We start from the raw sequence: 22,824 nt of genomic DNA, 5'->3' as shown, positions 1-22,824 counted from the left end.
GAGCTGGGGCGCGAGCACAAAAAGCTAGCTGACAGGAGTCGGTCGGGGAGGGTTGCCGGGCTGTTGACGTTTCCCGGCGCGTGTGTCAGCTTGATCTCTGCCTGATACCGGTATCACGGCTGCGGAGCGGCGCCGGTCGCAAGCATTCCCCGAAAGGACGCATGATGCTCGGATTCAACGAGCCGGAATTCCTCTCCCAACTGGCGAGCGCGGTCGCGCTGCGCCCCCGGATCGAGGAACTCGTCGATCGGCTCGTGGACGACGGGTTCGACAACCTCTTCCTCGTCGGCGCCGGCGGCACCTACGCGCAGATGTGGCCGTACGAGCACCTGGCCCGCCGTACCTCGACCCTCGACGTGCGCGCGGTGATCGCGGCCGAGCTGGTCGTCTCCGGGGACAGGCGCCTCGGTGAGAAGTCCGTGGCGATCTTCACCTCGGTGTCGGGCACCACCGACGACAGCCTGCGCGCCATCGAGTACTGCAAGGCCCGGGGCGTCCTCACGATCGGCTTCACCGGCTACCCCGAGTCGCCCATCGCCGAGGCCGTGGACGTCGCGCTGATCTCCGAGCCGAAGACGTGGCCCTTCGACATGCAGATGCTGCTCTTCATGGGCCGCCTGCTCTCCCGCCGCGGCGAGTTCGACGGCTACGAGAGGTTCGCCGCCGAGTTCGAGGGCATCCCGGGGATCCTGCTGGAGGTCGCCAGGCAGGCCGAGCCCGTGGCCGCCGCCTTCGCCGAGGCCCACAAGGACACCGACTACCACTTCCTCATCGGCGGCGGGAACCTGTGGGGCTTCACCTACCTGTACTCCATGTGCATCCTGGAGGAGATGCAGTGGCTGCGCACCACCCGCGTGCACAGCGCCGAGTTCTTCCACGGCTCGCTCGAACTCCTCGAAGAGGACACGAGCGTGATCATCTTCCAGGGCGAGGACGAGACGCGCCCCCTCACCGACCGCGCCGCGGCCTTCGCCAAGCGCGTCTCCAAGGACGTCACCGTCTTCGACACCCGGGACTACCCGCTGGAGGGCATCAGCCCCGAGTTCCGCGGCCTGCTCGCCCCGCTCGTCCTCGACACCGTCATGGACCGCGTCAGCAAGCACCTCGAACGCGTCCGCGACCACTCCCTCCAACTGCGCCGGTACTACCGCGTCATGGACTACTGAGCCCGCGTACGGCTCCCGCCCGTACGGCTTCCGCTCCCGCTCCGTGCGGCTTTCCGCCCGTGCGGCGCCCGCCCCGTGGACTGCTCGCGCCCGGGCGGGAGCCGTACGGGCGGCTCCGCACGACCGTCCCCTGCGCCGGGCCCGGCCCGGCGCGCCCCCGGTCCCCGCGCACCGGCCTGCGCACAGGAGAGACCCATGAGAGTGCTCGGCTTCGGCGACAACATCGTCGACCGGTTCGTCGACCGCGGCATCGACTATCCCGGCGGCAACAGCGTGAACGTCGCCGTCTTCGCCCGCCGCCTCGGCCTCGAATCCGCCTACCTGGGCGTGTTCGGCGACGACGACCTCGGCGGCTTCCTGCGCGAGTCGATCGCCGCCCAGGGCGTCGAGGTGGACCGCTGCGTCGTCCGCGCGGGGGAGACGGGACTGTCCACCCTGCGCGTGGACGACGGCGACCGCGTCTTCCTCGACTGGAACGGCGGCGGCGTCACCGTGCGCGAGCCGCTCGTCCTCGACGACGACCTGCTCGGGTACGCCGCCTCCTTCGGCCTCGTGCACTCCAGCGTGTACTCCCGCAGCGAGACCGAGCTGCCCAAGCTCGCCGGGCTCGGGCCCCTGGTCAGCTTCGACCTGTCCAGCGAGGAGGAGTACCGCGCCCCGGGCTACCTGGACACCGTCTGCCCCCACGCCGACCTCGTGCTGCTGTCCTGCTCCGGCCTCGACGCCTCCGCGACCCGGGACCTGCTGGCCGACGCCGTACGGCGGGGCGCCCGCCTCGCGCTGGCCACCCGCGGCGTGGACGGGGCGATCGTGCACGACGGGCGCGAGACCCTGGCCGTCCCCGCCCGGCTGGTCGAGCCGCCGAAGGAGATCGTGGACACGATGGGCTGCGGCGACGCCTTCCTCGCCGGGTTCGCCGTCTCCGCGCTGCGCGACGGGTGGGCCCCCGGCGTCCGGCTCGCGCGCCCGGTGATCGAGCGGGCCCTGCGCGCGGGAGCGGACGCCGCGCACGACCAGTGCCTCGTCGAGGGCGCCTTCGGCGGCGGGCGCCCGGCCGTACCGCGGAGTTAGCATGTGGCGAGCTTCGAGCCCCGACTCAGGAAAGAGGGACGCGATCCATGCCAGCAGACCGGGGCCAGTCGGGACCGCCGACGATCTCCGAGGTGGCCGCCGAGGCCGGTGTGGGCAGGGCGACGGCCGCCCGCACCCTCGGCGGGTATGGATACGTCGGTCCTGAGCTGCGCGAGCGGGTCCTCGCGGCGGCCGAGAAGCTCGGCTATCGCGCCAACGCGCTCGCCCGCAGCATGTCCACCGGGGTCACCCACACCCTCGGCGTGATCGTCGCCGACATCGGCAACCCCTTCTTCGCCGGCGTGCTGCGCGGCATCTCCGACACCTCCCGCGCCCGCGGCTTCGACACGATCGTGCTCAGCACCTACGAGGACCTGGACGAGGAGGTCGCCGCCGCCAACGTGCTGATCGACAAGCGCGTGGACGGCGTCATCATCGCCTCGGCCGCCGTGGACCGCCGCGAGGTCGCCCACATCAGGGCGGCGATCGACCGCGACATCCCCGTCGTGCTCGTGGACCGCATGGTCCCCTCCCTCGACCTCGACACCGTCGTCATCGACAACCGCGACGCGGCGCGCGAGGCCGTCGAGACGCTCATCGCCGCCGGTCACCGCCGCATCGGCTTCGTGTGGGGCCCGCCGATGGCAGAGGCCCCGGCGACCCGCCGCGACCTGCTGGCCGAGGCCGCCCGCAACCTCTGGAGCGACCAGGAACGGCTCCGCGGATACCTCGACGCCCTCGACGACGCCCGCATCCCCTTCGACCCCGAGCTGGTCATGGTCGGCGACAAGACCGAGGAGCACTGCACCCAGGAGGTCGCCCGGATGCTGGCCCTCCCCGACCGGGTGACCGCCGTGTTCTGCACCGAGGCCGAGGCCGTCACCGGCACGCTGCGCGCCCTGCGCACGGCCGGCCTGTCCTACCCCCGCGACATCTCGCTGATCGGGTTCGACGACAACCCCTGGGCCTCGGTCATGGACCCGCCGCTGACGATGATCGAGCAGCCCGTCCACGACCTCGGAGCCAAGGCCGCCGAGGTCCTCCTCGACATCCTCGGCGGCGCGGACCCCCGCCACGAGACGCACGTCCTGCGCTCCCGCCTGATCACCCGCGCCTCCGTGGCCGCCCCCTCCTGACCGGTACGGCGGGGCGGTCGTGCGGTGGGGCGGTCGTGCGGTGGGCCGGTCGTGCGGTGGGCCGGTCGTGCGGTGGGCCGGTCGTGCGGTGGGGCGGTCGTGGCCGTACGAGGGGGGTGTGCGGTGGGACGGGTGCACGGCGGACGGCGATGGCCGCTGGCCAATGGCCGGAGGCGGTGAAGATCCGTCGGCTGTTATCCTGATTTATGACAGATAAGAGTAGCGCTACCCTCCTCGCGCCCACGGCGCTATCCACGGTGCGGGCCGGTCTCTGGTGGGGACTGCTCGGGGTCGCGGCGTTCTCGTTCACGGTTCCGTTCACCCGCGTCGCGGTGTCGGGCGGCGGGATCTCCCCGCTGTTCATCGGGTCCGGCCGCGCGGTGATCGCGGCGCTGCTCGCCGCCGCCGCGCTCGCGCTCACGAGGCAGCGCCCGCCCCGGGGCGTCCAGTGGGCGCGGCTGGCCATCGTCGCCGGTGGCGTGGTCGTCGGTTTCCCGGTGCTGACCTCGTTCGCCCTGACCACCGCCTCCGCCGGGCACAGCGCCGTCGTGATCGCCCTCCTGCCCGCCGCGACCGCCGTCACCGCGGTGCTCCGCGGTCGCGAACGGCCCCCGGCCCGGTTCTGGATCACCGCCGCCGTGGGGGCCGTCGCGGCGGTGGTGTTCGCGGCGCTCCAGGGCGACGGGCTCGGCGGCCTGCACTGGTCCGACCTGCTCCTGTTCGGCGCGGTCGTCGCCGCCGCCATCGGGTACGCCGAGGGCGGCCTCCTCTCCCGCGAACTCGGCGCCTGGCAGACGATCTCCTGGGCGCTCGTGCTCGCCGCCCCCCTCATGATCGCCCTCACCGCCGCCTCGGCCGTACGGCAGCCGCCGTCGGGCACCGCGATCCAGTGGGCCGCGTTCGCCTACCTCGGCGTGGTGAGCATGTTCCTCGGCTTCTTCGCCTGGTACCGCGGCCTCGCGATCGGCCCCATGGCCCAGGTCAGCCAGATCCAGCTCGTCCAGCCCGTCATGACCATAAGCTGGGCCGCCCTCCTGCTCCGCGAGACCCTCACCTGGCCCACCGTCCTCGGCGGCGTCGCCGTGATCGCCTGCGCCGCCCTGGCCGTACGCACCCGCCTCTCCCGCGCCGATCCCCCGAAGCGGGACTGACCACCGGCCCGGCGCGGCACCGCGAGAGCGGGCGGCGTCCCGTGCGTGGAAAGGCCGGCCCGGAGGGCGGAAACACCCCGGAAACGGCCGATGCCCGAACGTGGGTCCCCGAACGCTTCGCGCTGGAGATTCCTTCGCAGGGCCTCCGCCCTGCGCTGCCGGCGCGTCCGAGGGAAGGGATCCTTGTGATACGAGTGACCGTTCCGCGCCTGACCGGTCTGGCCGGGGCCGTGCTGGCCCTGGCCACCGCGTTGCCCGGCACCGCGACGGCCGCGAGCGCCGCGGCCGAGAGCGCCGCCCGGCCACGGATCGCCGATGTGCAGAAGGCGCTGGAGGCCGTGGCCGCGACGCCGGGGGTGGTGGGCGCCATCGGCGAGGTGTACTACGACGGCAAGCGCATCGGCAAGGGCTCGGCCGGCTCGCGCCTGCTCGGCGGCAAGGGCGGCAGGATTCCGTCCGGCGCCCGCTACCGGATCGGCTCGCAGACCAAGCAGATGACCGCGACCATCGTGATGCAGTTGGTCAGGGAGGGCAGGCTGAGCCTGGATGACACGCTCGGCGAGATGCTGCCGCAGGTGGTCGAGAAGGACCTGGTCGAGCGCGCGTCCGAGATCACTTTGCGCCACCTCATCACCTTGACCAGCGGCATCCCCGAGTATCTCCCGGCCGCCCCCTTCGACTTCACCACCCACTACACGCCGACGCGGTTGCTGGAGATATCCCGGACGAGGCAGCGGCCGGTGGAGGTCGGGACGTTCAACTACTCCAACACCAACTACCTCCTGCTCGGCATGATCATCGAGAAGGTGACGGGCCGCGACCTGGCCGCCGAGTTCGACCGGCGCCTGTTCGACCCCCTGAAGATGACCGACAGTTACCTGCCGACCAAACCGCCGCAGGGCATCAAGGGCCCGCACGGGCACGGCTACTGGGCCGACGAGACGGGCAGGCTGCGCGATGTCGACCGGCTCAACGCCAGCACGCTCCTCGGCGCCGGTGGCGTGATCTCCACCGCGCGCGACGTCAGCCGGTTCCAGCAGGCGTTCCAGCAGGGCCGGCTCCTGCCCGCGGACCTGCGCAAGGTCATCACCGACCCCCCGCCCGGGCAGCCCCCGCTGCCGCCCGGCGGTCCCTGCGGGGGCAACCCCGAACTGCTCCCCGGGCGCGCCGGTGCCGCCCCGGGCTTCAGCGCCACCACCTACACCTCCTCCGACGGCCGCCTGCAGTACGCCGTCTCCACGACGGTGGCCGGCCGCGAGAAGGAGCGGGAAGCCGCGACGCGGGCCATCTCCCAGTCCGTCAAGGCGATCTTCTGCCCGTCGAGCTAGTACTCCAGCCGCATTCCGCGGCCGGGTGACGTCGTCGCGGTTCCCGCCGTTGCCCGTACGGCTCCCGCCACCCCCGCCGGCCCGAGATCCGGCGGGGGTCGCGGGCCGGGCGGGGAGGCCGAAGGCGTGGTCCTCGCGTGAGAGCGCTCCGCGCGTCCAAGCTCGGGCAGCGCCCAGCGGGGGCTTCGCCCCCACCCCCCCGGCGAGGGGGCCGCCGCCCCCTCCCGCACCCTCGCAAACCTCGGCGTGTGACCGATGCGGACCCGCAGAGGTGCGGTTGGCAGCAGGATCAGCGATTTTCAGCTTGACCGTCGCCGGGGCGTGCAGCGTCCCGTGCCGCACGTGACCGTGCACTCATCGCCCGGAGGGCCCGCTGCCATGCGGCGATGTCGGGGTTCGAGGACAGCGGGGGTTCGGCCGGACACGATGTGTCGGTCGCGGGCGGGCTGTTCTCATTCGTCGTCATGTCCTGCTCCTTCCGATGTCCCGCGAGTGGTCCAAGACGTAGGGCCGAGGCTAGGCGGTCTTGCTCGGCCAGCCGTTCCGACACCCGGGCGAGGCTGGCGTGGGCGAGTTCGCCGACGATCCCCTGCTCGCGCTGTCTCTGGGCGGGCGGACTGAGGCGGCTGGCGACCCATGTCCTGTCCGGACGGCGGGTGACCGCCCAGTGCGGATAGAGGGCCGCCAGCGCCTCCAGTCGACGTAGATCCTCTGGGGCGAGGACGATCTCTGGATCGTCCCACCAGCGCATCACGGCACGACCTTCGTGCGCGGCTTCGTCCGCCTGGACGCTGCGGCGACCTGCTGCTTCAGCTCCTGTTCGCGCAGCTTCTCGACCAGCGTGTCCAGGTCGTCGGCGTCCACCATCCGGTCGCAGCACCCGGCCATTTCGTACCTGGTCAGCTCCCGTCTGAGCGACGCCCAGAACCGACCCCGATCGCTGCGGAAGACCATCCAGTCCGGGAATTCCTCGGCGACCTCCTCCGCACGCTCCCTCGCGACAGCTTCGGGGACCATTGGGAAGTCGGCTCCCTGCTCGATCGGCTGGCCGCTGCTGCTTTCTCGTGTGTTGTCCGTGGCCATGCAGCGACGGTAGGCCGCGCCCGTCAACGCCCACACCTGACAACGAAGGGAGAACCGCACCGGAACAACGGTGCTCTGACCAGGGGTTTCTTGAAAAACCCAGCGACTGCCCATTGAGATGGGTAACGTCCGGGTCGAGAGGACGGCGAGGGGGCACAGATGCCTGCTCAAAAGAGCTCAAAGTCAAGCCCTCAGGCGCGAGGGCGCGAGCTGGCACGGCTAGGCACGTCGCTCTGGGAACGCTCCAGATCGGTCAAACTTGCCGCAATCGAACTTATGAATCGCTATCCCGATATACCCAGCCTTCAGGCGCACCGCTACGCATGCGGTATATCGCAAGAACAGGCGGCCTCGCGCTACAACCAGGTCACCGGTCACACCACATGCTTGGGTGGTACTTCTATCAACGCCTGGGAGACATGGGCGCGAACCCGCGGCAAGTCGGGATCACCCCCGACGTTTTCGAGCCTGCTGATTCTTTCGGCCGCCTACGGCAGTGGCCCTCTCGGTGTCTCTGACGAGACGATCTCACCCAGCGAGCTGGTTGCCGAAGCCTACGAACGGCTCGCACCGGAGGATCAGATCTCTCTGAGAGGCTTCACGGCAGCAAGTCCCGTAACGAGCATGAACGGTGACACGGCGCATGCGTATCCCGACACGGAGCTGAGGCAACTCCCCAGTGAAGATGTCGTAGGCCCGGACTTCATCCTCGATGCTCCGACGATGGAGTACGGCAATCCGGAACGGCTCGTCTATTCCTTGCCGAATCCGCGGCCGGGGCAACTGCTGAACTTGGGCTGGGCTTCCTTCGGGTACGGGGTGGAGCGGCTGGTTCATCAGATCAAGAACGTTGGCCGGCGGGTGGATGTGGACGCTTGCTTTGGTGTCAACGAGGCGGGATTGGTGATGGCCACGTTTCTGGCCTCTGCGCAGTTTGGGCGGTGCCCTATCGGTTACCTGAGGTGCAATAAGAGCCGGGACTTCATCGCGTTGGATCAAGCGTCGGCATTCCCGCACCTGCCAGAGGCTCCGTCGATCTTGTTGTGTGACTTCGAGGTCAAGCATGCCGATGTGGTGGGTTTCATCTCCCGTGAGATCAGGAACCGTTATCCCGGAGCCGAGCTGTACTTCGCCGTCTTCGGCGCGATGACCAAGGAGCGGGACCTGAACGTGAGCGGCTTCGACGATCTGACCGGTGCCGGCATCATGCGGGACGCCGGCTTCAAGGCGGTGTTCGTGGCCGCCACGATGGCCCCTCCCGGCATCGAACCGCCGCTGGAGCTGCGCTGAGGACATAAGGTGAGATGAGATGCAACAGCATCGGATGCCGGAACTGGCCGGGCGCATCGCCTCTATCGTGACGTCCCTAATGGCCGAGATCCGCCCGCGACTGATCTCGGCCGCGCTGTCCGGCAACCACGCCGATCGAGCCAACGAACGCCACGCGGACAACTTCCTGTCGGACTTCGATCTCCTGCTTCACGACCGGTATCGAACGCTGCTCGCTGACGCCCTGCCGTCATTCGTGTACGCGTCGGAGGAAGCCGATCCTCAGGTGATCGGCTCTGACCCGGACCCTGATCTCCTGGTCCTCGTTGACCCTCTCGACACCAGTGAGATGGCCGTCCGATCCCTGTACGGCTACACCCATGTCATGGTCTATTCGCGGAGCCTGGCACGGCCCGTGGCCGCCGTGGTGGGCGACATCTTCCACCACCTCCAGTTCTACGCCGCCGGCCTAGACGGTGACGGCGAGGATCGGGCCTTCCTGGTCGAGCGGAACGGCACGGCACACGAACTGCGCCTGGACCGGTCGGTTCCCCTGTCCGAGGCGCTCGTCACGAACTTCCTCATGAAGCCCGGCCGGTTCAAGGCACTGGCGCGGCAAGCCAAGCTGTTCGAGGAACTGGGCCGGGTGGAGGGCGACGAGAACCCCCGGGGGCGTATCGGCGTGGACTTCGGTTCGATCAGTCTCTGCCATGTGGCCGCGGGCTTCACCGACGCCACGGTGGAGTTCGACAAGGGCTTCGCCATCTGGGACCTTGCCCCTGGTCACTACATACTCGACGCCGCCGGCGGAGTGGCGGTCGATCTCACGGGGGAGACGATCTCGCTGGACTATCACCTTGCCACGCTCGACGACATCGGCAGGGCGATGGACAGAAGACAGACCTTCATCGCCGCCTCTGGCCACAACCTGGCTGAGGAGATCCGCACCGCCCTCCTCGGCCGTGTGTGACCCACCGTCCAAGCCCGGCCCGCCCTGTTGGGGAACCTGCTCTTTCGCTCGTGGGAGGTCCTTCTCCGTCCGGTCACATGCCGAGGTTTGCGGGGGAGGGGGAGGGGGCGGCGGCCCCCTCGCCGGGGGTGCGGGGGCGAAGCCCCCGCTGGGACTGCGAGCTTGGACGCGCGAAGCGCTCTCCTGCGAGGACCTTGCTTTTGGCCCGCGCCTCCTGAGGGGTGCGGCTCGCGCCATTGTCGGTGTACGGCCTTCGCCGTCGGCTGGCGTTGCCGTACGGCCTTCGCTGGCGGCTGGGCTCGCCGTACGGCTCTCGCTGGGCGCCGGGGCTGCGGAGGGGGCGGCGGTCAGGCGGGTGGGGAGGCGGCGTCGAGGGGGGTTGGGGCGTCTATCAGGCGGGACAGGACTATGACGCTTTTCGTGCGGACTACGAAGGGTTCGGCGGCTATGCGTTCTATGACCTGTTCCACGTGGCGCATGTCGGTGGCGCGGATGTGGAGGAGGGCGTCGGCCTCGCCGGTGATGGTGCAGGCGGAGACGACCTCGGGGTGGCGGGAGACGGCGGCGGCGATCTCGCGGGGGGTGGTCTTGCCCCGGCAGTAGAGCTCGACGTACGCCTCGGTGGTCCAGCCCAGGGCGGCGGGGTCCACGCGGGCGGTGAAGCCGGTGATGGCGCCGGTCGCCAGGAGGCGGTCCACGCGGCGTTTCACGGCCGGGGCCGACAGGCCCACCTGGGCGCCGATCTCGGCGTACGTGGCGCGGGCGTCGGCCACCAGCGCCCCGATGATGGCCTTGTCCAGCGCGTCGAGCTGCATACCCTCCCCTTTCACCCCGATTAAGCGTACAAATGCGGCGGACCTCGCGCTCACCTCCGCGCAGGCCGGACCCGCGTTCGCCCGTGGGTGAGACAATGTGAGGGTGAGCCTCTATCGCGACGAAGGCGTCGTTCTGCGGACCCAGAAGCTGGGTGAGGCCGATCGCATCGTCACGATCCTCACGCGGCGGACCGGGCGGGTGCGCGCGGTCGCCAAGGGGGTCCGGCGCACGTCCTCGCGGTTCGGGGCGCGGCTGGAGCCGTTCACCCACGTGGACCTCCAGCTCCACGCCGGGCGGTCCCTCGACGTCGTGACCCAGGCCGAGACGCTGCACCCGTACGGCGAGGCGCTGGTGTCCGACTACCCCCGCTACACCTCCGGCATGGCGATGCTGGAGACCGCCGAGAAGCTCACGAGCGGGGAGAAGGAGCCGGCGCTGCGGCAGTTCCTGCTGCTGGTCGGCGGGCTGCGCACGCTGGCCGACGGGTCGCACGACCCCCGGCTGGTGCTCGACGCCTACTTCCTGCGCTCCCTCGCCGTCGCCGGATACGCCCCGTCGCTGGACAAATGCGCCCGATGCGGGGCCGAGGGCGTGCGTTCCTTCGCGATCGTGACCGGCGGCATGGTCTGCGGGACGTGCCGCACACCGGGGGCGGCCTCCCCGGCCCCGCCCACGGTCGCGCTGATGGTGGCGCTGCTGCGCGGCGACTGGGACGCGGCCGACGCGAGCGAGACCCGCCACCGCACGGAGTGCAGCGGCCTGGTCGCCGCCTACCTGCAATGGCACCTTGAGCACGGCATACGCTCACTCCAGCACGTCGAACGAGTCTGAGGGCCAGTCACTTGAAGAAGCACTACGCTCAGCCGTCCCCGCATCCCTCCGGCGCGATCCCGCCGGCGCTGCCGCGCGACCTCGTGCCCCGGCACGTGGCGATCGTGATGGACGGGAACGGCCGGTGGGCCAAGGCGCGCGGGCTGCCGCGGGTCGAGGGTCACAAGATGGGGGAGGCCTCGCTCTTCGACGTGATCGAGGGCGCGATCGAGCTGGGCATCCCCTACCTGTCGGCGTACGCCTTCTCGACCGAGAACTGGCGGCGCTCGCCGGACGAGGTGCGGTTCCTCATGGGCTTCAACCGCGACGTGATCCGGCGGCGACGCGACCAGCTCAACGCGATGGGCGTGCGCGTGCGCTGGGCCGGGCGGCCGGGGCGGCTCTGGAAGAGCGTGATCAAGGAGCTGACCGACGCCGAGGAGATGACCCGCGCCAACGACCGGCTCACCCTGCAGTTCTGCGTGAACTACGGCGGCCGCGCGGAGATCTCCGACGCCGCCGCCCGCATCGCGCGGGACGTCGCCGCCGGGCGTCTCAACCCGGAGAAGATCACCGAGAAGGTCTTCGCCCGCTACCTCGACGAGCCGGACATCCCGGACGTGGACCTCTTCCTCCGCTCCTCCGGCGAGCAGCGCACCTCCAACTTCCTGCTCTGGCAGTCGGCGTACGCCGAGATGGTCTTCCTCGACACCCTCTGGCCCGAGTTCGACCGCCGCCACCTCTGGCAGGCCTGCGAGATCTACGCCAAGCGCGACCGGCGCTACGGCGGCGCCCTGCCGAACTCCGTCCCCGCCGTGTCCGGCCCCCTCTCCTAGGCCCCTCGCCGCGCGCGGGCCGTACGGCTCCCGCCCGCGCGCCGCTCAGGCCGTACGGCAGGCCGCGGCCGTACGGCAGGGCACGCGTGCCGTGAGCGGTCAGGCGGAGCGGTGGACGCGCGGGAGCGGGCCAGGGCGGAGCGGTGGACGCGCGGAAGAGCGTCAGGCGGAGCGGCGGCGCGCGGGCGCGGGTCAGGCGGAGCGGCGGCGGGCCCGGTAGGCGGCCACGTGGAGGCGGTTCCCGCAGGAGCGGCTGTCGCAGTACTGGCGGCAGCGGTTGCGGGACTCGTCCACGAAGACGTTGGCGCAGCCGGGGGCGGCGCAGGTGCGCAGGCGCTCCCACTCGCCGGCCGCGAGGACGGTGGCCAGGGCGACCCCGCCGTCGGCCGCGAAGTGCTCGGCGAGGGTGGCGCCGGGCGCGTGGTAGTGCAGGTGGAGCGGGAAGTCGTCGTGCTCGGTCAGGCGCGGCGTGATCCGGGCCTGCGCCATGATCGCGTTGAGGCCCTCGACGGCCTCCTCGCGGGACGCGGCGGCGAACACCGCGAGGAACTCCGAACGGCGGCGCGCCATCGCGGTCACGTCGCCCTCGTGCAGCGGGGGAACGTCGGTGATCGTGTGGCGGCGCACCAGCTCGGTCAGCGCGGCCACGTCGGCGGGCGCGCTGTTGATCAGATCCACGACCGCGGCCAGGGCGCGCGCGGTGTCGTGGCCGAAGGTCATGGCGGCTCCTGTCGCGGGCGGGGCGGGCGGGCCTGCTGCCGACAGTATCCCCCACGGCCCCGCAATGACGGAGGCCCGAAAACCCGGGAGGCCCGGAGACCTCAGGAGGTCCGGGGATCTCAGGAGGCCCGGGGACCTCAGGAGGCGACGCGCGCCGCGCAGGCCGAGCAGGTCCCGAAGACCTCGACCGTGTGCGTGATCTCGGTGAACCCGTGGTCGGCCCCGACGTTCTCGGCCCACCGCTCCACCGCGGGCCCCTCGACCTCGACGGTGCGCCCGCAGCGCCGGCACACCAGGTGGTGGTGGTGCCGGTCGGTCGCGCACGCCCGGTACACCGACTCGCCGTCGTCGGTGCGGAGCGTGTCCACCTCGCCGTTCTCGCTGAGCGTCTGGAGCGCGCGGTAGACCGTGGTCAGCCCGATCTTGGCGCCTTTCGCCCGCATGTCGGCGTAGATGTCCTGAGCGCTGCGGAAACCGTCGCTCGCGGCGAGCGCCTGACGAACTGCCTCACGACGTGAACTCAAGCCTTCGCCCCCGTGGTGTCAGTGGTACGGCTGCGCCGGACGAATCTACCGAAGACCAGCGCCACGACGAACGCCGCGAGCGCGATCAGCACGATCGCCGCGCCCGGCGCCACGTTGTCCTGCCCCGCCGCCACCTGGAGCCCCCCGACGGCGGAGACCACGCCGATCGCCATGGCCAGGAACATCGTGGTCCGAAAGCCCCGCGCGATCTGCTGACTCGCCGCGACCGGCACCACCATGAGCGCGCTGACCAGCAGCAGCCCCACGACCCGCATGGCCACGACGACGGTGAGCGCGGCGGTCACGGCGATGAGCAGGCTCAGCATGCGCACGGGCAGGCCGTACGACCGCGCGACCTCCTCGTCCTGGCACAGCACGAACAGCTCGCGCCCGAACGCCGCCACGATGATCAGCACGGCGGACGCCAGCCCGGCCACGACCCACACGTCCTCGGCGGACACGCTGCTCACCGAGCCGAACAGGTAGCCCAGCAGCGTCGCGTTGCTGCCGCCGGGCGCGAGCCCGATCAGCAGCACGCCCCCGGCGATGCCGCCGTAGAACAGCAGCGCGAGCGCGACGTCCCCGCTGGTCCGCCCGCGCTCCCGCACGAGCTCGATCGCGATCGCGCCGCCGACCGCCACGATGACCGCGGTCAGCGTGGGCGCCGTCCCCGTGAGGAACCCCAGCGCGACGCCGGTCAGCGCCACGTGGCCGATGCCGTCCCCGAGCAGCGCCAGCCTCCGCTGCACGATGAACGTGCCGACGGCGGGGGCGACCAGGCCGACGAGGAGCGCGGCCAGCAGCGCGCGCCGCATGAAGTCGTACTGCAGCAGATCCATCACGGGGTGGGTTTCCATCCTGACAAGGGGACCCGCACGTCCTCGTCGGCGTGGGGGTGGCAGTGCTCCTGTACGGCCGCCGCGATCGACGGCGGGCCGTCCTGCGTGATGAGGCCGTCGGTGACGACGACGGCGCGGGTGATGACGGAGGCCAGCGGGCCCAGCTCGTGGGCCACGAGCACAACGGTACGGCCTTCGGCGGCCAGCGTGCGCAGGGTTCCGGCCAGCGCCTGCTGCGTGGCGGCGTCCACCCCCGCGGTGGGCTCGTCCATGACGTACACGTCGGGCTCGCCGGCCAGCGCGCGGGCGATCAGGACCCGCTGCTGCTGCCCGCCGGACAGGGCGTGCACGGGGTCGCCGGCGCGGTCGGCCAGGCTCACCGCCCGCAGCGCGCGGTCCACCGCCGCGCGGTCGGCGGCGCTCGCGGGCCGGAGCCGCTTCTGCCTGGCGATACGGCCGGAGGCGACCACCTCGCGGATGGTCGCCGGAACCCCGCCGCCCGCCGTGAGCCGCTGCGGGACGTACCCGACGCGCTTCCAGTCGCGGAACCGCCGGGGCGGCACGCCGTACAGCTCGACGGAGCCGGCGGTGAGCGGGACGAGGCCGAGCAGCGAGCGCACGAGCGTGGACTTGCCCGAGCCGTTGGGGCCGAGCACGGCGACGACCTCGCCGGGCTCGACGGTCAGGTCCACGCCGCGCAGCACCTCGCGGGTGTCCAGGGAGACGCGGCCGCCGGTCATCCGGAAGACCGGGGTGCCGGTGCGCAGGGCCCCGCTCACCGGCACTCCAGCCCGGCGCGGATGTGGTTCAGGTTCTGGCGCATCGCCGTGAGGTAGTCGCCGTCCTTGGGCGGGCTCTCCAGCGGGTCGAGCACCTCGGTCCTGGCGCCCACCTCCTCGGCGAGCACCTGGGCGACCTTGGGGTTGACCAGCGACTCGAAGAAGATGGTCCTCACCTTCTCGCGCTTGGCCAGGTCCGCGACCTTGGCCAGCCGGGACGGCGTGGGCTCGCTGTCGGGCTCGACGCCGCTGATGCCCACCTGCTTCAGGCCGTAGCGGTTCGCCAGGTAGCCGAACGCGGCGTGGCTGGTCACCAGGGTGCGGGTGGCGCAGGTGGCCAGGGCGGTCTTGAACTCGCCGTCCAGGGCGCGCAGGGACGCGGCGGTCTTGGCGGCGCGCTCGCGGTATCCGGCGGCGTGCGCGGGGTCGGCGGCGGCCAGGCGCTCGCCCAGGCCGGTCGCCACGGTGGCCATGCGGTCGGGGTCGAGCCAGATGTGCGGGTCGACCCCGCCGTGCTCGTGCTCCTCGTTCCCGTGCTCCTCGTGGCCGTGCTCGCCCTCGTGCCCGCCCTCGTGGGCGTGCGCGTCGGACTCGCCCGCCGGGATGGTCTTGACCAGCGACGCGGCGTCCAGGGAGGACTTGGGGGCGTGCTCGGCCACGGCCTCGTCCACCGCGGGCTGGATGCCCTTGATGTAGACGACCAGCCTGGCCTCGCCCACCTGCACGACCTGGCGCGGCGTGAGCTCCAGGTCGTGGGGCTCGGCGCCCGGCTTGGTCAGGTCGCTCACGGTGATGTCCTGCCCGCCGATCTGCCGGCTGAGCCAGGAAAGCGGGTAAAAGGCGCCGAGGACCTCGGACTTCTCCCCGGTGGCGGCGCCGCCGGAGCCCGGGCGGCCGGACTCGGAGCCGCAGGCGGCCAGGGAGGCGAGGGTGAGAGTCCCCGCCACGAGGAGACCGAGTGTCCTGGTGACGCGGGAGCGCAGCCGTGGGGAGAAATCGTATGTCACCCTATGAGTGTGCCCGATAATGAAAACGGTTGTCAAAATCGGGCCAAGTCGCCACTCAGCCGCCGCGAGCCGACATGCGCCCCCTATCCGGCAAGCGCCGGCCACCTGGAGAGACACCGGCCATCCCACAGGCATCGGCTACCCCGGCAGGCACCCGCTACCCCCCGGCAAAGGCCCGGCTATCCGGCGAAGGCCCGCTATCCGACAAGCGGCACGAAGTGATCAACCATGAGCAATAGCAGAAAAGTCCCGAGGGCGACGCGCAGCAGCCGCCCGGGAAAGCGCAGCGACGGCCAGGACATGTAGGCCAGCCACACCACGAACGCCAGCACCGGCAGCACCGCGATCCCGCCCAGCGGCCCCCGCACGACGAACCCGGCGAGCATGAGCCCCGCCATCACCAGCGGCAGCACCCAGCGCGGCAGCCGGTACAGGTAGACCAGCGGGACCGCGCTCACCTCCTCCACCCGCTTGCGCAGCCCGGTCGCGCCGGGCGTGAAGAACCGTTCCCCCGCGGGCAGCGGGCGGCCCCGCGGCCTGCGCGCCCGCTCGGCCGCCTTGCGCGGGTCCCCTGACGTACGACTGCCGTCCCTGCGCCTGGTCGCCATGGGCGTGCTCTCCCTCGTGGTCCCGGTACCGGCCGCTCCTGGTCACATCCTGGCGGATCGGGGGCGTCCATCGGCAGTACCGCCGTCTGCGATCCTTGGTCCGTGCTCGCCATAACCAGGTTCTCCGTGCCCGACGACGCCGCCGCCGACTTCGAGAAGGGGGCGCGGGAACTCCTCGACCTCCTCGCGGCCCAGCCCGGTTACGTCACCGGGCGGCTCAGCCGGGCCGTGGACGACCCGTCGGTGTGGGCGCTGGTCACCGAGTGGGAGGGCGCGGGGTTCTACCGGCGCAGCATGTCGCCGTACGAGGTGCGTATCGCGGCCATGACGCTGATGTCCCGCGCGATCGACGAGGCCGGCGCGTTCGAGGTCCTGCACCAGAGGTAGCCGCGCTTCCCCCGGTACGGCCCGGCGGCCCGCGGCCCCGCCGTACCGCCGCCGGATCCGGGGACGCGGCCGGTCCGTCGTTGACCTGCCGCACCCCTTATCCGCGCGCGACCGCGGCCATGGGTCCTCTAAGCTGGTGCACCTAATCGAGGACGCGGCGATCGCGCCGCGCACCGGGCGGCCCCGCGCGGGCGCCCGCATAGATCGCACAGATCCCTCGCCGACCGCCAGCCGGATGGAGACTGCCTTGGCCCGCCGTACGGACAACATGGACACGATCGTCAGCCTCAGCAAGCGACGGGGCATCGTCTACCCGTCCAGCGAGATCTACGGCGGCCTGCGGGCGTCCTGGGACTACGGTCCCCTCGGCGTCGAGCTGAAGAACAACGTCAAGCGCCAGTGGTGGAAGTCCATGGTGCAGGGCCGCGAGGACGTCGTCGGCCTGGACTCCTCGGTCATCCTGGCCCGCGAGGTGTGGGAGGCCAGCGGTCACGTCAGCGAGTTCGTGGACCCGCTGACCGAGTGCCAGTCGTGCCACAAGCGCTACCGCGCCGACCACCTCGAAGAGGCGTACGCCGAGAAGCACGGCCGCCAGCCGGCCGCCGGCCTGGCCGACGTCACCTGCCCCAACTGCGGCACCAAGGGCGCGTTCACCGAGCCGCGCATGTTCAACGGCCTGCTCAAGACCTTCCTCGGCCCGGTCGAGGACGCCTCCGGCCTGGCCTACCTGCGGCCGGAGACCGCGCAGGGCATCTTCATCAACTACAAGAACGTCGAGCAGTCGGCGCGGCGCAAGGTGCCGTTCGGCATCGGCCAGATCGGCAAGTCCTTCCGCAACGAGATCACGCCGGGCAACTTCATCTTCCGCACCCGTGAGTTCGAGCAGATGGAGATGGAGTTCTTCGTCAAGCCGGGCACGGACGAGGAGTGGCACGAGTACTGGATCAACGAGCGCAAGAACTGGTACCTCGACCTCGGCATCAACCCCGACAACCTGCGGCTCTACGAGCACCCGCAGGAGAAGCTGTCGCACTACTCCAAGCGCACGGTGGACATCGAGTACCGCTTCGGCTTCACCGGCTCGGAGTGGGGTGAGCTGGAGGGCATCGCCAACCGCACCGACTTCGACCTGTCCACCCACTCCAAGGCGTCCGGCAGTGACCTGACCTTCTTCGACCAGGAGGCCGGCGAGCGCTTCACGCCGTACGTCATCGAGCCGGCGGCGGGCGTGGACCGCTGCACGCTCACCTTCATGATGGACGCGTACGCCGAGGACGAGGCGCCGAACGCCAAGGGCGTCATGGAGAAGCGCACGGTCATGCGCCTCGACCACCGCCTGGCCCCGGTCAAGGCCGCGGTGCTCCCGCTCTCGCGCAACCCCGAGCTGTCGCCCAAGGCCCGCGACCTGGCCGCCCAGCTCCGCAAGAGCTGGAACGTCGACTTCGACGACGCGGGCGCGATCGGCCGCCGCTACCGCCGCCAGGACGAGATCGGCACCCCCTTCTGCATCACCGTGGACTTCGACACCCTCGAAGACCACGCGGTGACGATCCGCTCCCGCGACACGATGGCCCAGGAGCGCGTCTCCCTCGACAAGGTCAAGGGCTACCTCCACGAGCGCCTCACCGACCTCTGACCGATCGGCCCGCCTCACACGGCAACCGGATCCTCAGGCCCCTGAACGCGCCGATCTCGCGATTCACGCCCGTGGGCCGTCACCCGATACCTCGGGCGGCACACGGGGAATCACGAGATCGGCGCAGGGGCCGGCGACGCCACCGCCGCTCCGCGCCGCTCCACCCCGTGTCGCTTCCGCTCGCGCCGCTTCCGCTCGCGCTGCTCCCGCTCCGTGTGGCAGCGCTTCCGCCTCGCCCGCAACGGCCCGGGGAGTCAGCCCGGGGAGTTCCTGCGGTGGCGGCGTCTCCTGGCCAGGGAGAGGGTGACGCCGTACGCCAGGGCGGGGGCGAGCAGGAGGGCCGCGCGGAGGGCCCAGATGAGGGGTTCGGGCGGGATCGCGAGGCGGTGGTGGAGCGAGCCGGCGCCCGAGGCCAGCCACAGGACCGCGAAGAAGGTGACGTAGGCGACGCCGATCGCCGTGCGCACCGGGGCGTCGCTCGGGTACTGGAGCAGGTGGTGCCAGTCCCGGCCGCCCGTGAACCGCCGTTCGATGAACGGGTAGAAGGTCAGCAGGGCGAACAGCAGGCCGAGCACGAGCATCGGGACCAGCGGGCCCAGGCTCAGGGTGTGCCCCAGCACGTTCACGTCCCACCCGGGCATCAGGCGCAGCGCCCCGTCGAGGAAGCCGAAGTACCAGTCGGGCTGCGTCTCCTGGGACGCGGCGGCGGGGGTGTACGGGCCGTACAGCCAGACGGGATTCACCGAGCCGAACGCCCCGAACAGCGCGATCACGCCGAACGTGAAGAGGAAGAACGCCGCCGTCTTGGCGATGAAGAACGGGTAGAACGGCCCGCCCACCACCTGGTCCTCCGAGCGGCCGCGCAGCGGGAACTCGCTGTGCTTCTGCACCCACACAAGCGCCAGGGCGTGCAGCGGCACCAGCGCGGCCAGCAGCCCGGGCACGAGCAGCACGTGCCCCGTGAACAGGCGCGGGATCACCACGTCGCCCGGGAACTCCCCGCCGAACAGGAACAGCGAGAGGTACGTCCCGACCACCGGCACGGCCAGCAGCAGCCCGTCCACCATCCGCAGCCCGGCCCCGGACACCTGGTCCAGCGGCAGGGAGTACCCGAGGAACGACTCCACCAGCGCCAGCGCCAGCAGCGCGATCCCGGTGAGCCAGGACAGCTCGCGCGGGCGGCGGAAGGCCCCGGTGAAGAACACCCGCATCAGGTGCGAGAAGATCGCGAGCACGAAGAACACGGCCGCCCAGTGGTGGATCTGCCGCATGAGCAGCCCGCCCCGCACCTCCAGGCTGAGCCGCAGGACCGAGTCGTACGCCTCCGGCATGGCCAGGCCGCGGAGCTGCGGGTACGCCCCCTGGTGCACGACGACGTCCATGCTCGGCCGGTAGAAGAAGGTCAGGAACGTCCCGGTCAGCACGAGCACGGCGAAGGAGTACAGCGCGATCTCGCCGAGCAGGAACGACCAGTGGTCGGGGAAGAGCTTGCGCAGTTGCGGCCGCAGCGCCCGCGACATCCCGAGGCGGTCGTCCAGCCGGCCGGCGGTGCCCCGGCCCGCCCGCGCGGACGCGCCGCCGACCGCCGCGTTGACCGCCCTCACCCGCTCACGCAGCGGTGTTCGCGCGCTTCTCGCGGACCTGGCCATGGCGGCTCCGGCGGGGGCTGGGACCTCGTCCTTCAGCCGATCACGGGATGCCCGCGCTGTCCAGGGAAAGGCACTGGATTAGACCGCTATATGCGGGTCTAGCTGGGTAAATGACACATGAACGACTGGGTGACGTTTGGCGGCGGATCTCGTCGGTAGAGTCGCGGCGAATGGGACCCGGTGTCGGTGTGAGGAGCGCGGCGTGCCCAAATATGTCTACGACTTCACCGAAGGCAACAAGGACCTCAAGGATCTTCTCGGCGGAAAGGGAGCGAACCTCGCCGAGATGACGAATCTGGGGCTGCCCGTTCCACCCGGATTCACGATCACGACCGAGGCGTGCCGGCACTACCTGGAGCACGGCGGCGTCCCGGACGGGCTCGTGGAGGAGGTCGCCGAGCACCTGGGCGCCCTGGAACGGGCCATGGGCAAGCGGCTCGGCCAGGCCGACGACCCGCTGCTGGTCAGCGTGCGGTCGGGCGCGAAGTTCTCGATGCCGGGGATGATGGAGACCGTCCTCAACATCGGCCTCAACGACGAGTCGGTCCAGGGCCTGGCCAAGCAGTCCGGCAACGAGCGGTTCGCCTGGGACTCCTACCGGCGGCTGATCCAGATGTTCGGCAAGACCGTGCTCGGCATCGACGGCGACCTGTTCGAGGAGGCCCTGGACGAGGTCAAGGGCTCTCGCGAGGACACCGCCCTCGGCGTCGAGGAACTGCGCGGCCTCGTCGAGACGTACAAGGGCATCGTCCGTGAGAAGACCGGCCGGGAGTTCCCCTCCGAGCCTCGCGAGCAGATGCAGCTCGCGATCAAGGCGGTCTTCGACTCCTGGAACGCCGAGCGGGCCATCCTCTATCGCCGCCAGGAGCGCATCCCCGCTGACCTGGGCACCGCGGTCAACGTCTGCACGATGGTGTTCGGCAACACCGGCCCCGACTCCGGCACCGGCGTGGCGTTCACCCGCGACCCCGGCTCCGGGCAGCAGGGCATCTACGGCGACTACCTGCAGAACGCGCAGGGCGAGGACGTGGTCGCCGGCATCCGCAACACGCTGCCGCTCCAGGAGCTGGAGCGCATCGACAAGCGGTCCTACGACGAGCTGCTGTCGATCATGGAGACGCTGGAGAACCACTACCGCGACCTGTGCGACATCGAGTTCACGATCGAGCGCGGCAAGCTGTGGATGCTCCAGACCCGCGTCGGCAAGCGCACGGCCGCGGCGGCGTTCCGCATCGCCTGCCAGCTCGCCGACCAGGGCCTCATCGACATGGACGAGGCCGTGACCCGGGTCAGCGGCGACCAGCTCGCCCAGCTCATGTTCCCGCGCTTCGCGTCCTCGGCCGAGAAGAACCAGATCGCCAAGGGCATGAACGCCTCCCCGGGCGCGGCGGTCGGCAAGGCCGTCTTCGACTCCGCCCGCGCCCAGGAGCTGGCCGCGGCGGGCGAGGACGTGATCCTGGTGCGGCGCGAGACCAACCCCGACGACCTGGGCGGCATGATCGCGGCGCGCGGCGTGCTCACCTCGCGCGGCGGCAAGACCTCCCACGCGGCCGTGGTCGCGCGCGGCATGGGCAAGACCTGCGTCTGCGGGGCGGAGGAACTGGACGTCTCGGTCAAGGAGAAGCGCTTCACCGCCCCCGGCGGCGTCGTCGTCAGCGAGGGCGACGTGATCTCCATCGACGGCACCAGCGGCGCGGTCTACCTGGGCGAGGTGCCGGTCGAGGACTCCCCGGTGGTGCGGTACTTCGAGGGCGGCCTGGACCCGGCCGAGGGCGACGAGCTCGTGGCCGCCGTCCACCGGATCATGACCCACGCCGACTCGCGCCGCCGCCTGGCCGTACGCGCGAACGCCGACAACCCCGAGGACTCCGCCCGCGCCCGCCGGTTCGGGGCCCAGGGCATCGGGCTGTGCCGTACGGAGCACATGTTCCTCGGCGACCGGCGGCAGCTCGTGGAGGACCTGATCCTCGCCGAGACCCCCGAGGAGCGGCAGCGCGCCCTGGACGCCCTGGAGCCGCTGCAGAAGGCGGACTTCCTCGGCATCTTCGAGGCCATGGACGGGCTCCCGGTGACGGTCCGCCTCATCGACCCGCCCCTGCACGAGTTCCTCCCGGACATGACCGACCTGGCCGTGCGCGTGGCCCTGGCCGGGGACGGGGCGTCGGAGAAGGACCGCAGGCTGCTCGACGCGGTCCGCCGCCTGCACGAGCAGAACCCGATGCTGGGCCTGCGCGGCGTACGGCTCGGCCTGGTCATCCCCGGCCTGTTCGCGATGCAGGTCAGGGCGATCGCCGAGGCCGCCGCCGAGCGCCGCGCGGCGGGCGGGGACCCCCGGCCCGAGATCATGATCCCGCTGGTCGGGGCGGTCCAGGAGCTGGAGGCCATCCGCGAGGAGACGGAGCGGATCCTGCGCGAGGCGGGCGTGGAGGCCCTGGTCGGCACCATGATCGAGGTGCCCCGGGCCGCCCTCACCGCCGGGCAGATCGCCGAGGCCGCCGACTTCTTCAGCTTCGGCACCAACGACCTCACCCAGATGACCTGGGGATTCTCCCGCGACGACGTCGAGGCGGCGTTCTTCTCCAAGTACCTCGATCTCGGGATCTTCGGGGTGTCCCCGTTCGAGACGCTGGACCGGGACGGCGTGGGCCGCCTCGTGAGGATCGCGGTGGAGGAGGGCCGCGCCACCCGCCCGGACCTCAAGCTGGGCATCTGCGGCGAGCACGGCGGCGACCCCGAGTCCATCCACTTCTGCCACGAGGCCGGGCTCGACTACGTGAGCTGCTCCCCGTTCCGCATCCCGGTGGCCCGCCTGGAGGCCGCGCGCGCCGCCGTGGAGTCCGGGCACTCCGACAGCCGCTGACGCCGGGGGAGGGGCGCGTCCCCGGCGCGCCCCTCCCGAGGCGTTCCCCGCGGGCGTACGCCCCGGAGACCTCGCGGGCCGTACGCCTCAAGGGCCTGGCCGGGGCGTGCGCCGGGGGCTCGCCGTACGCCTCGGGAGGCTGGACGGGCGCGGGAGCGCGGGCGTGAAAGGGCGGGTTG

At 71.2% G+C, this 22,824-nt stretch carries 22 protein-coding genes; 12 read left to right on the top strand and 10 right to left on the bottom strand.

Annotation, left to right across the window (positions count from 1 at the left end):
- The first annotated feature begins 161 nt into the window (after positions 1-161).
- From D5H75_RS37615 to D5H75_RS37595, 5 genes are all read left to right on the top strand, one after another.
- Positions 162-1,166: an SIS domain-containing protein gene (locus D5H75_RS37615; RefSeq protein WP_242454751.1), complete on the top strand. Its 1,005-nt coding sequence runs from the start codon at positions 162-164 to the stop codon at positions 1,164-1,166.
- Positions 1,167-1,361: 195 nt separating this feature from the next.
- A complete protein-coding gene (locus tag D5H75_RS37610; protein WP_119931388.1) occupies positions 1,362-2,237 on the top strand; it encodes a PfkB family carbohydrate kinase in 876 nt (291 codons plus the stop codon).
- A gap of 47 nt (positions 2,238-2,284) precedes the next feature.
- On the top strand, positions 2,285-3,373 hold the full coding sequence (locus D5H75_RS37605) for a LacI family DNA-binding transcriptional regulator (protein WP_119931387.1): 1,089 nt from the start codon (positions 2,285-2,287) through the stop codon (positions 3,371-3,373).
- 206 nt (positions 3,374-3,579) lie between these two features.
- Entirely contained in the window at positions 3,580-4,524 is a 945-nt protein-coding gene (locus tag D5H75_RS37600; RefSeq protein WP_119931386.1) for a DMT family transporter, read from the top strand.
- Positions 4,525-4,718: 194 nt separating this feature from the next.
- Positions 4,719-5,852 carry a serine hydrolase domain-containing protein gene (locus D5H75_RS37595; protein ID WP_202638899.1) on the top strand — a complete coding sequence of 378 codons (1,134 nt, stop codon included), beginning with the start codon at positions 4,719-4,721 and terminating at the stop codon, positions 5,850-5,852.
- Between the two features lie 289 nt (positions 5,853-6,141).
- Here D5H75_RS37595 and D5H75_RS41055 read toward each other — a convergent pair whose 3' ends face one another.
- Both D5H75_RS41055 and D5H75_RS37590 read right to left on the bottom strand, forming a co-directional pair.
- Positions 6,142-6,606: a hypothetical protein gene (locus D5H75_RS41055; protein ID WP_147425414.1), complete on the bottom strand. Its 465-nt coding sequence runs from the start codon at positions 6,604-6,606 to the stop codon at positions 6,142-6,144.
- On the bottom strand, positions 6,603-6,869 hold the full coding sequence (locus D5H75_RS37590) for a hypothetical protein (protein ID WP_147425413.1): 267 nt from the start codon (positions 6,867-6,869) through the stop codon (positions 6,603-6,605). Before D5H75_RS37590 ends, D5H75_RS41055 begins: the two co-directional genes overlap by 4 nt.
- Positions 6,870-7,211: 342 nt before the next feature.
- Between D5H75_RS37590 and D5H75_RS37585 the strand changes: the two genes are divergently transcribed.
- Complete coding sequence (locus D5H75_RS37585; protein ID WP_147425412.1) at positions 7,212-8,225, top strand: hypothetical protein; 1,014 nt, start codon at positions 7,212-7,214, stop codon at positions 8,223-8,225.
- 19 nt (positions 8,226-8,244) lie between these two features.
- On the top strand, positions 8,245-9,174 hold the full coding sequence (locus tag D5H75_RS37580; protein WP_119931382.1) for an inositol monophosphatase family protein: 930 nt from the start codon (positions 8,245-8,247) through the stop codon (positions 9,172-9,174).
- 347 nt (positions 9,175-9,521) lie between these two features.
- Here D5H75_RS37580 and D5H75_RS37575 read toward each other — a convergent pair whose 3' ends face one another.
- The gene (locus D5H75_RS37575; protein WP_119931381.1) at positions 9,522-9,989 is read right to left on the bottom strand and encodes an Lrp/AsnC family transcriptional regulator; all 468 of its coding nucleotides are present in this window, start codon (positions 9,987-9,989) and stop codon (positions 9,522-9,524) included.
- A 103-nt stretch (positions 9,990-10,092) separates the two neighbouring features.
- On the opposite strand from D5H75_RS37575, the gene recO reads away from it, so the two are divergent.
- Together recO and D5H75_RS37565 are read left to right on the top strand one after the other, a co-directional pair.
- Positions 10,093-10,821, top strand: coding sequence for a DNA repair protein RecO (recO, locus tag D5H75_RS37570; RefSeq protein WP_119931380.1), 729 nt, complete (start codon positions 10,093-10,095; stop codon positions 10,819-10,821).
- A gap of 11 nt (positions 10,822-10,832) precedes the next feature.
- Positions 10,833-11,636 carry an isoprenyl transferase gene (locus tag D5H75_RS37565; RefSeq protein ID WP_119931379.1) on the top strand — a complete coding sequence of 268 codons (804 nt, stop codon included), beginning with the start codon at positions 10,833-10,835 and terminating at the stop codon, positions 11,634-11,636.
- Positions 11,637-11,828: 192 nt separating this feature from the next.
- On the opposite strand, the gene D5H75_RS37560 is transcribed toward D5H75_RS37565, so the two are convergent.
- The 6 genes from D5H75_RS37560 to D5H75_RS37535 all read right to left on the bottom strand — a co-directional run bounded on the left by D5H75_RS37560 (position 11,829) and on the right by D5H75_RS37535 (position 16,113).
- The gene (locus tag D5H75_RS37560) at positions 11,829-12,356 is read right to left on the bottom strand and encodes a CGNR zinc finger domain-containing protein (RefSeq protein WP_119931378.1); all 528 of its coding nucleotides are present in this window, start codon (positions 12,354-12,356) and stop codon (positions 11,829-11,831) included.
- Positions 12,357-12,493: 137 nt separating this feature from the next.
- Positions 12,494-12,880, bottom strand: a complete 387-nt coding sequence (locus D5H75_RS37555; protein WP_119931377.1) for a Fur family transcriptional regulator — start codon at positions 12,878-12,880, stop codon at positions 12,494-12,496.
- A complete protein-coding gene (locus D5H75_RS37550; RefSeq protein WP_119931376.1) occupies positions 12,877-13,722 on the bottom strand; it encodes a metal ABC transporter permease in 846 nt (281 codons plus the stop codon). Before D5H75_RS37550 ends, D5H75_RS37555 begins: the two co-directional genes overlap by 4 nt.
- Positions 13,719-14,459, bottom strand: a complete 741-nt coding sequence (locus D5H75_RS37545; RefSeq protein ID WP_119931404.1) for a metal ABC transporter ATP-binding protein — start codon at positions 14,457-14,459, stop codon at positions 13,719-13,721. Before D5H75_RS37545 ends, D5H75_RS37550 begins: the two co-directional genes overlap by 4 nt.
- A gap of 35 nt (positions 14,460-14,494) precedes the next feature.
- Complete coding sequence (locus D5H75_RS37540) at positions 14,495-15,505, bottom strand: metal ABC transporter substrate-binding protein (RefSeq protein WP_242454750.1); 1,011 nt, start codon at positions 15,503-15,505, stop codon at positions 14,495-14,497.
- A gap of 197 nt (positions 15,506-15,702) precedes the next feature.
- On the bottom strand, positions 15,703-16,113 hold the full coding sequence (locus D5H75_RS37535) for a DUF6703 family protein (RefSeq protein ID WP_119931374.1): 411 nt from the start codon (positions 16,111-16,113) through the stop codon (positions 15,703-15,705).
- Positions 16,114-16,215: 102 nt separating this feature from the next.
- Between D5H75_RS37535 and D5H75_RS37530 the strand changes: the two genes are divergently transcribed.
- On the top strand, positions 16,216-16,500 hold the full coding sequence (locus tag D5H75_RS37530; RefSeq protein ID WP_119931373.1) for an antibiotic biosynthesis monooxygenase family protein: 285 nt from the start codon (positions 16,216-16,218) through the stop codon (positions 16,498-16,500).
- Positions 16,501-16,768: 268 nt separating this feature from the next.
- Entirely contained in the window at positions 16,769-18,136 is a 1,368-nt protein-coding gene (locus D5H75_RS37525; protein WP_119931372.1) for a glycine--tRNA ligase, read from the top strand.
- 254 nt (positions 18,137-18,390) lie between these two features.
- Here the strand turns inward: D5H75_RS37525 and qcrB are convergent, their stop codons facing one another.
- Positions 18,391-19,740, bottom strand: a complete 1,350-nt coding sequence (gene qcrB / locus D5H75_RS37520; protein WP_202638898.1) for a cytochrome bc1 complex cytochrome b subunit — start codon at positions 19,738-19,740, stop codon at positions 18,391-18,393.
- A 247-nt stretch (positions 19,741-19,987) separates the two neighbouring features.
- Here qcrB and ppdK point away from each other — a divergent pair, with 247 nt between their 5' ends.
- Positions 19,988-22,645, top strand: a complete 2,658-nt coding sequence (gene ppdK / locus D5H75_RS37515) for a pyruvate, phosphate dikinase (RefSeq protein ID WP_119931370.1) — start codon at positions 19,988-19,990, stop codon at positions 22,643-22,645.
- Positions 22,646-22,824: the final 179 nt, after the last annotated feature.

The sequence above is a fragment of the Bailinhaonella thermotolerans genome (genome assembly GCF_003594875.1).
GTDB lineage: Bacteria > Actinomycetota > Actinomycetes > Streptosporangiales > Streptosporangiaceae > Bailinhaonella > Bailinhaonella thermotolerans.
This window is presented reverse-complemented; position numbering and strand designations above follow the sequence as displayed.

Excerpts from the sequence above, each read along its gene's own strand:
- D5H75_RS37590 (WP_147425413.1), bottom strand. The coding sequence starts at position 6,869 with ATGGTCCCCGAAGCTGTCGCGAGGGAGCGTGCGGAGGAGGTCGCCGAG.
- D5H75_RS37560 (WP_119931378.1), bottom strand. The coding sequence starts at position 12,356 with ATGACCTTCGGCCACGACACCGCGCGCGCCCTGGCCGCGGTCGTGGAT.
- D5H75_RS37605 (WP_119931387.1), top strand. The coding sequence starts at position 2,285 with ATGCCAGCAGACCGGGGCCAGTCGGGACCGCCGACGATCTCCGAGGTG.
- D5H75_RS37610 (WP_119931388.1), top strand. The coding sequence starts at position 1,362 with ATGAGAGTGCTCGGCTTCGGCGACAACATCGTCGACCGGTTCGTCGAC.
- D5H75_RS37585 (WP_147425412.1), top strand. The coding sequence starts at position 7,212 with ATGAATCGCTATCCCGATATACCCAGCCTTCAGGCGCACCGCTACGCA.
- D5H75_RS37545 (WP_119931404.1), bottom strand. The coding sequence starts at position 14,459 with ATGACCGGCGGCCGCGTCTCCCTGGACACCCGCGAGGTGCTGCGCGGC.
- D5H75_RS37615 (WP_242454751.1), top strand. The coding sequence starts at position 162 with ATGATGCTCGGATTCAACGAGCCGGAATTCCTCTCCCAACTGGCGAGC.
- D5H75_RS37525 (WP_119931372.1), top strand. The coding sequence starts at position 16,769 with ATGGACACGATCGTCAGCCTCAGCAAGCGACGGGGCATCGTCTACCCG.
- D5H75_RS37575 (WP_119931381.1), bottom strand. The coding sequence starts at position 9,989 with ATGCAGCTCGACGCGCTGGACAAGGCCATCATCGGGGCGCTGGTGGCC.
- D5H75_RS37580 (WP_119931382.1), top strand. The coding sequence starts at position 8,245 with ATGCAACAGCATCGGATGCCGGAACTGGCCGGGCGCATCGCCTCTATC.
- D5H75_RS37600 (WP_119931386.1), top strand. The coding sequence starts at position 3,580 with ATGACAGATAAGAGTAGCGCTACCCTCCTCGCGCCCACGGCGCTATCC.
- D5H75_RS37535 (WP_119931374.1), bottom strand. The coding sequence starts at position 16,113 with ATGGCGACCAGGCGCAGGGACGGCAGTCGTACGTCAGGGGACCCGCGC.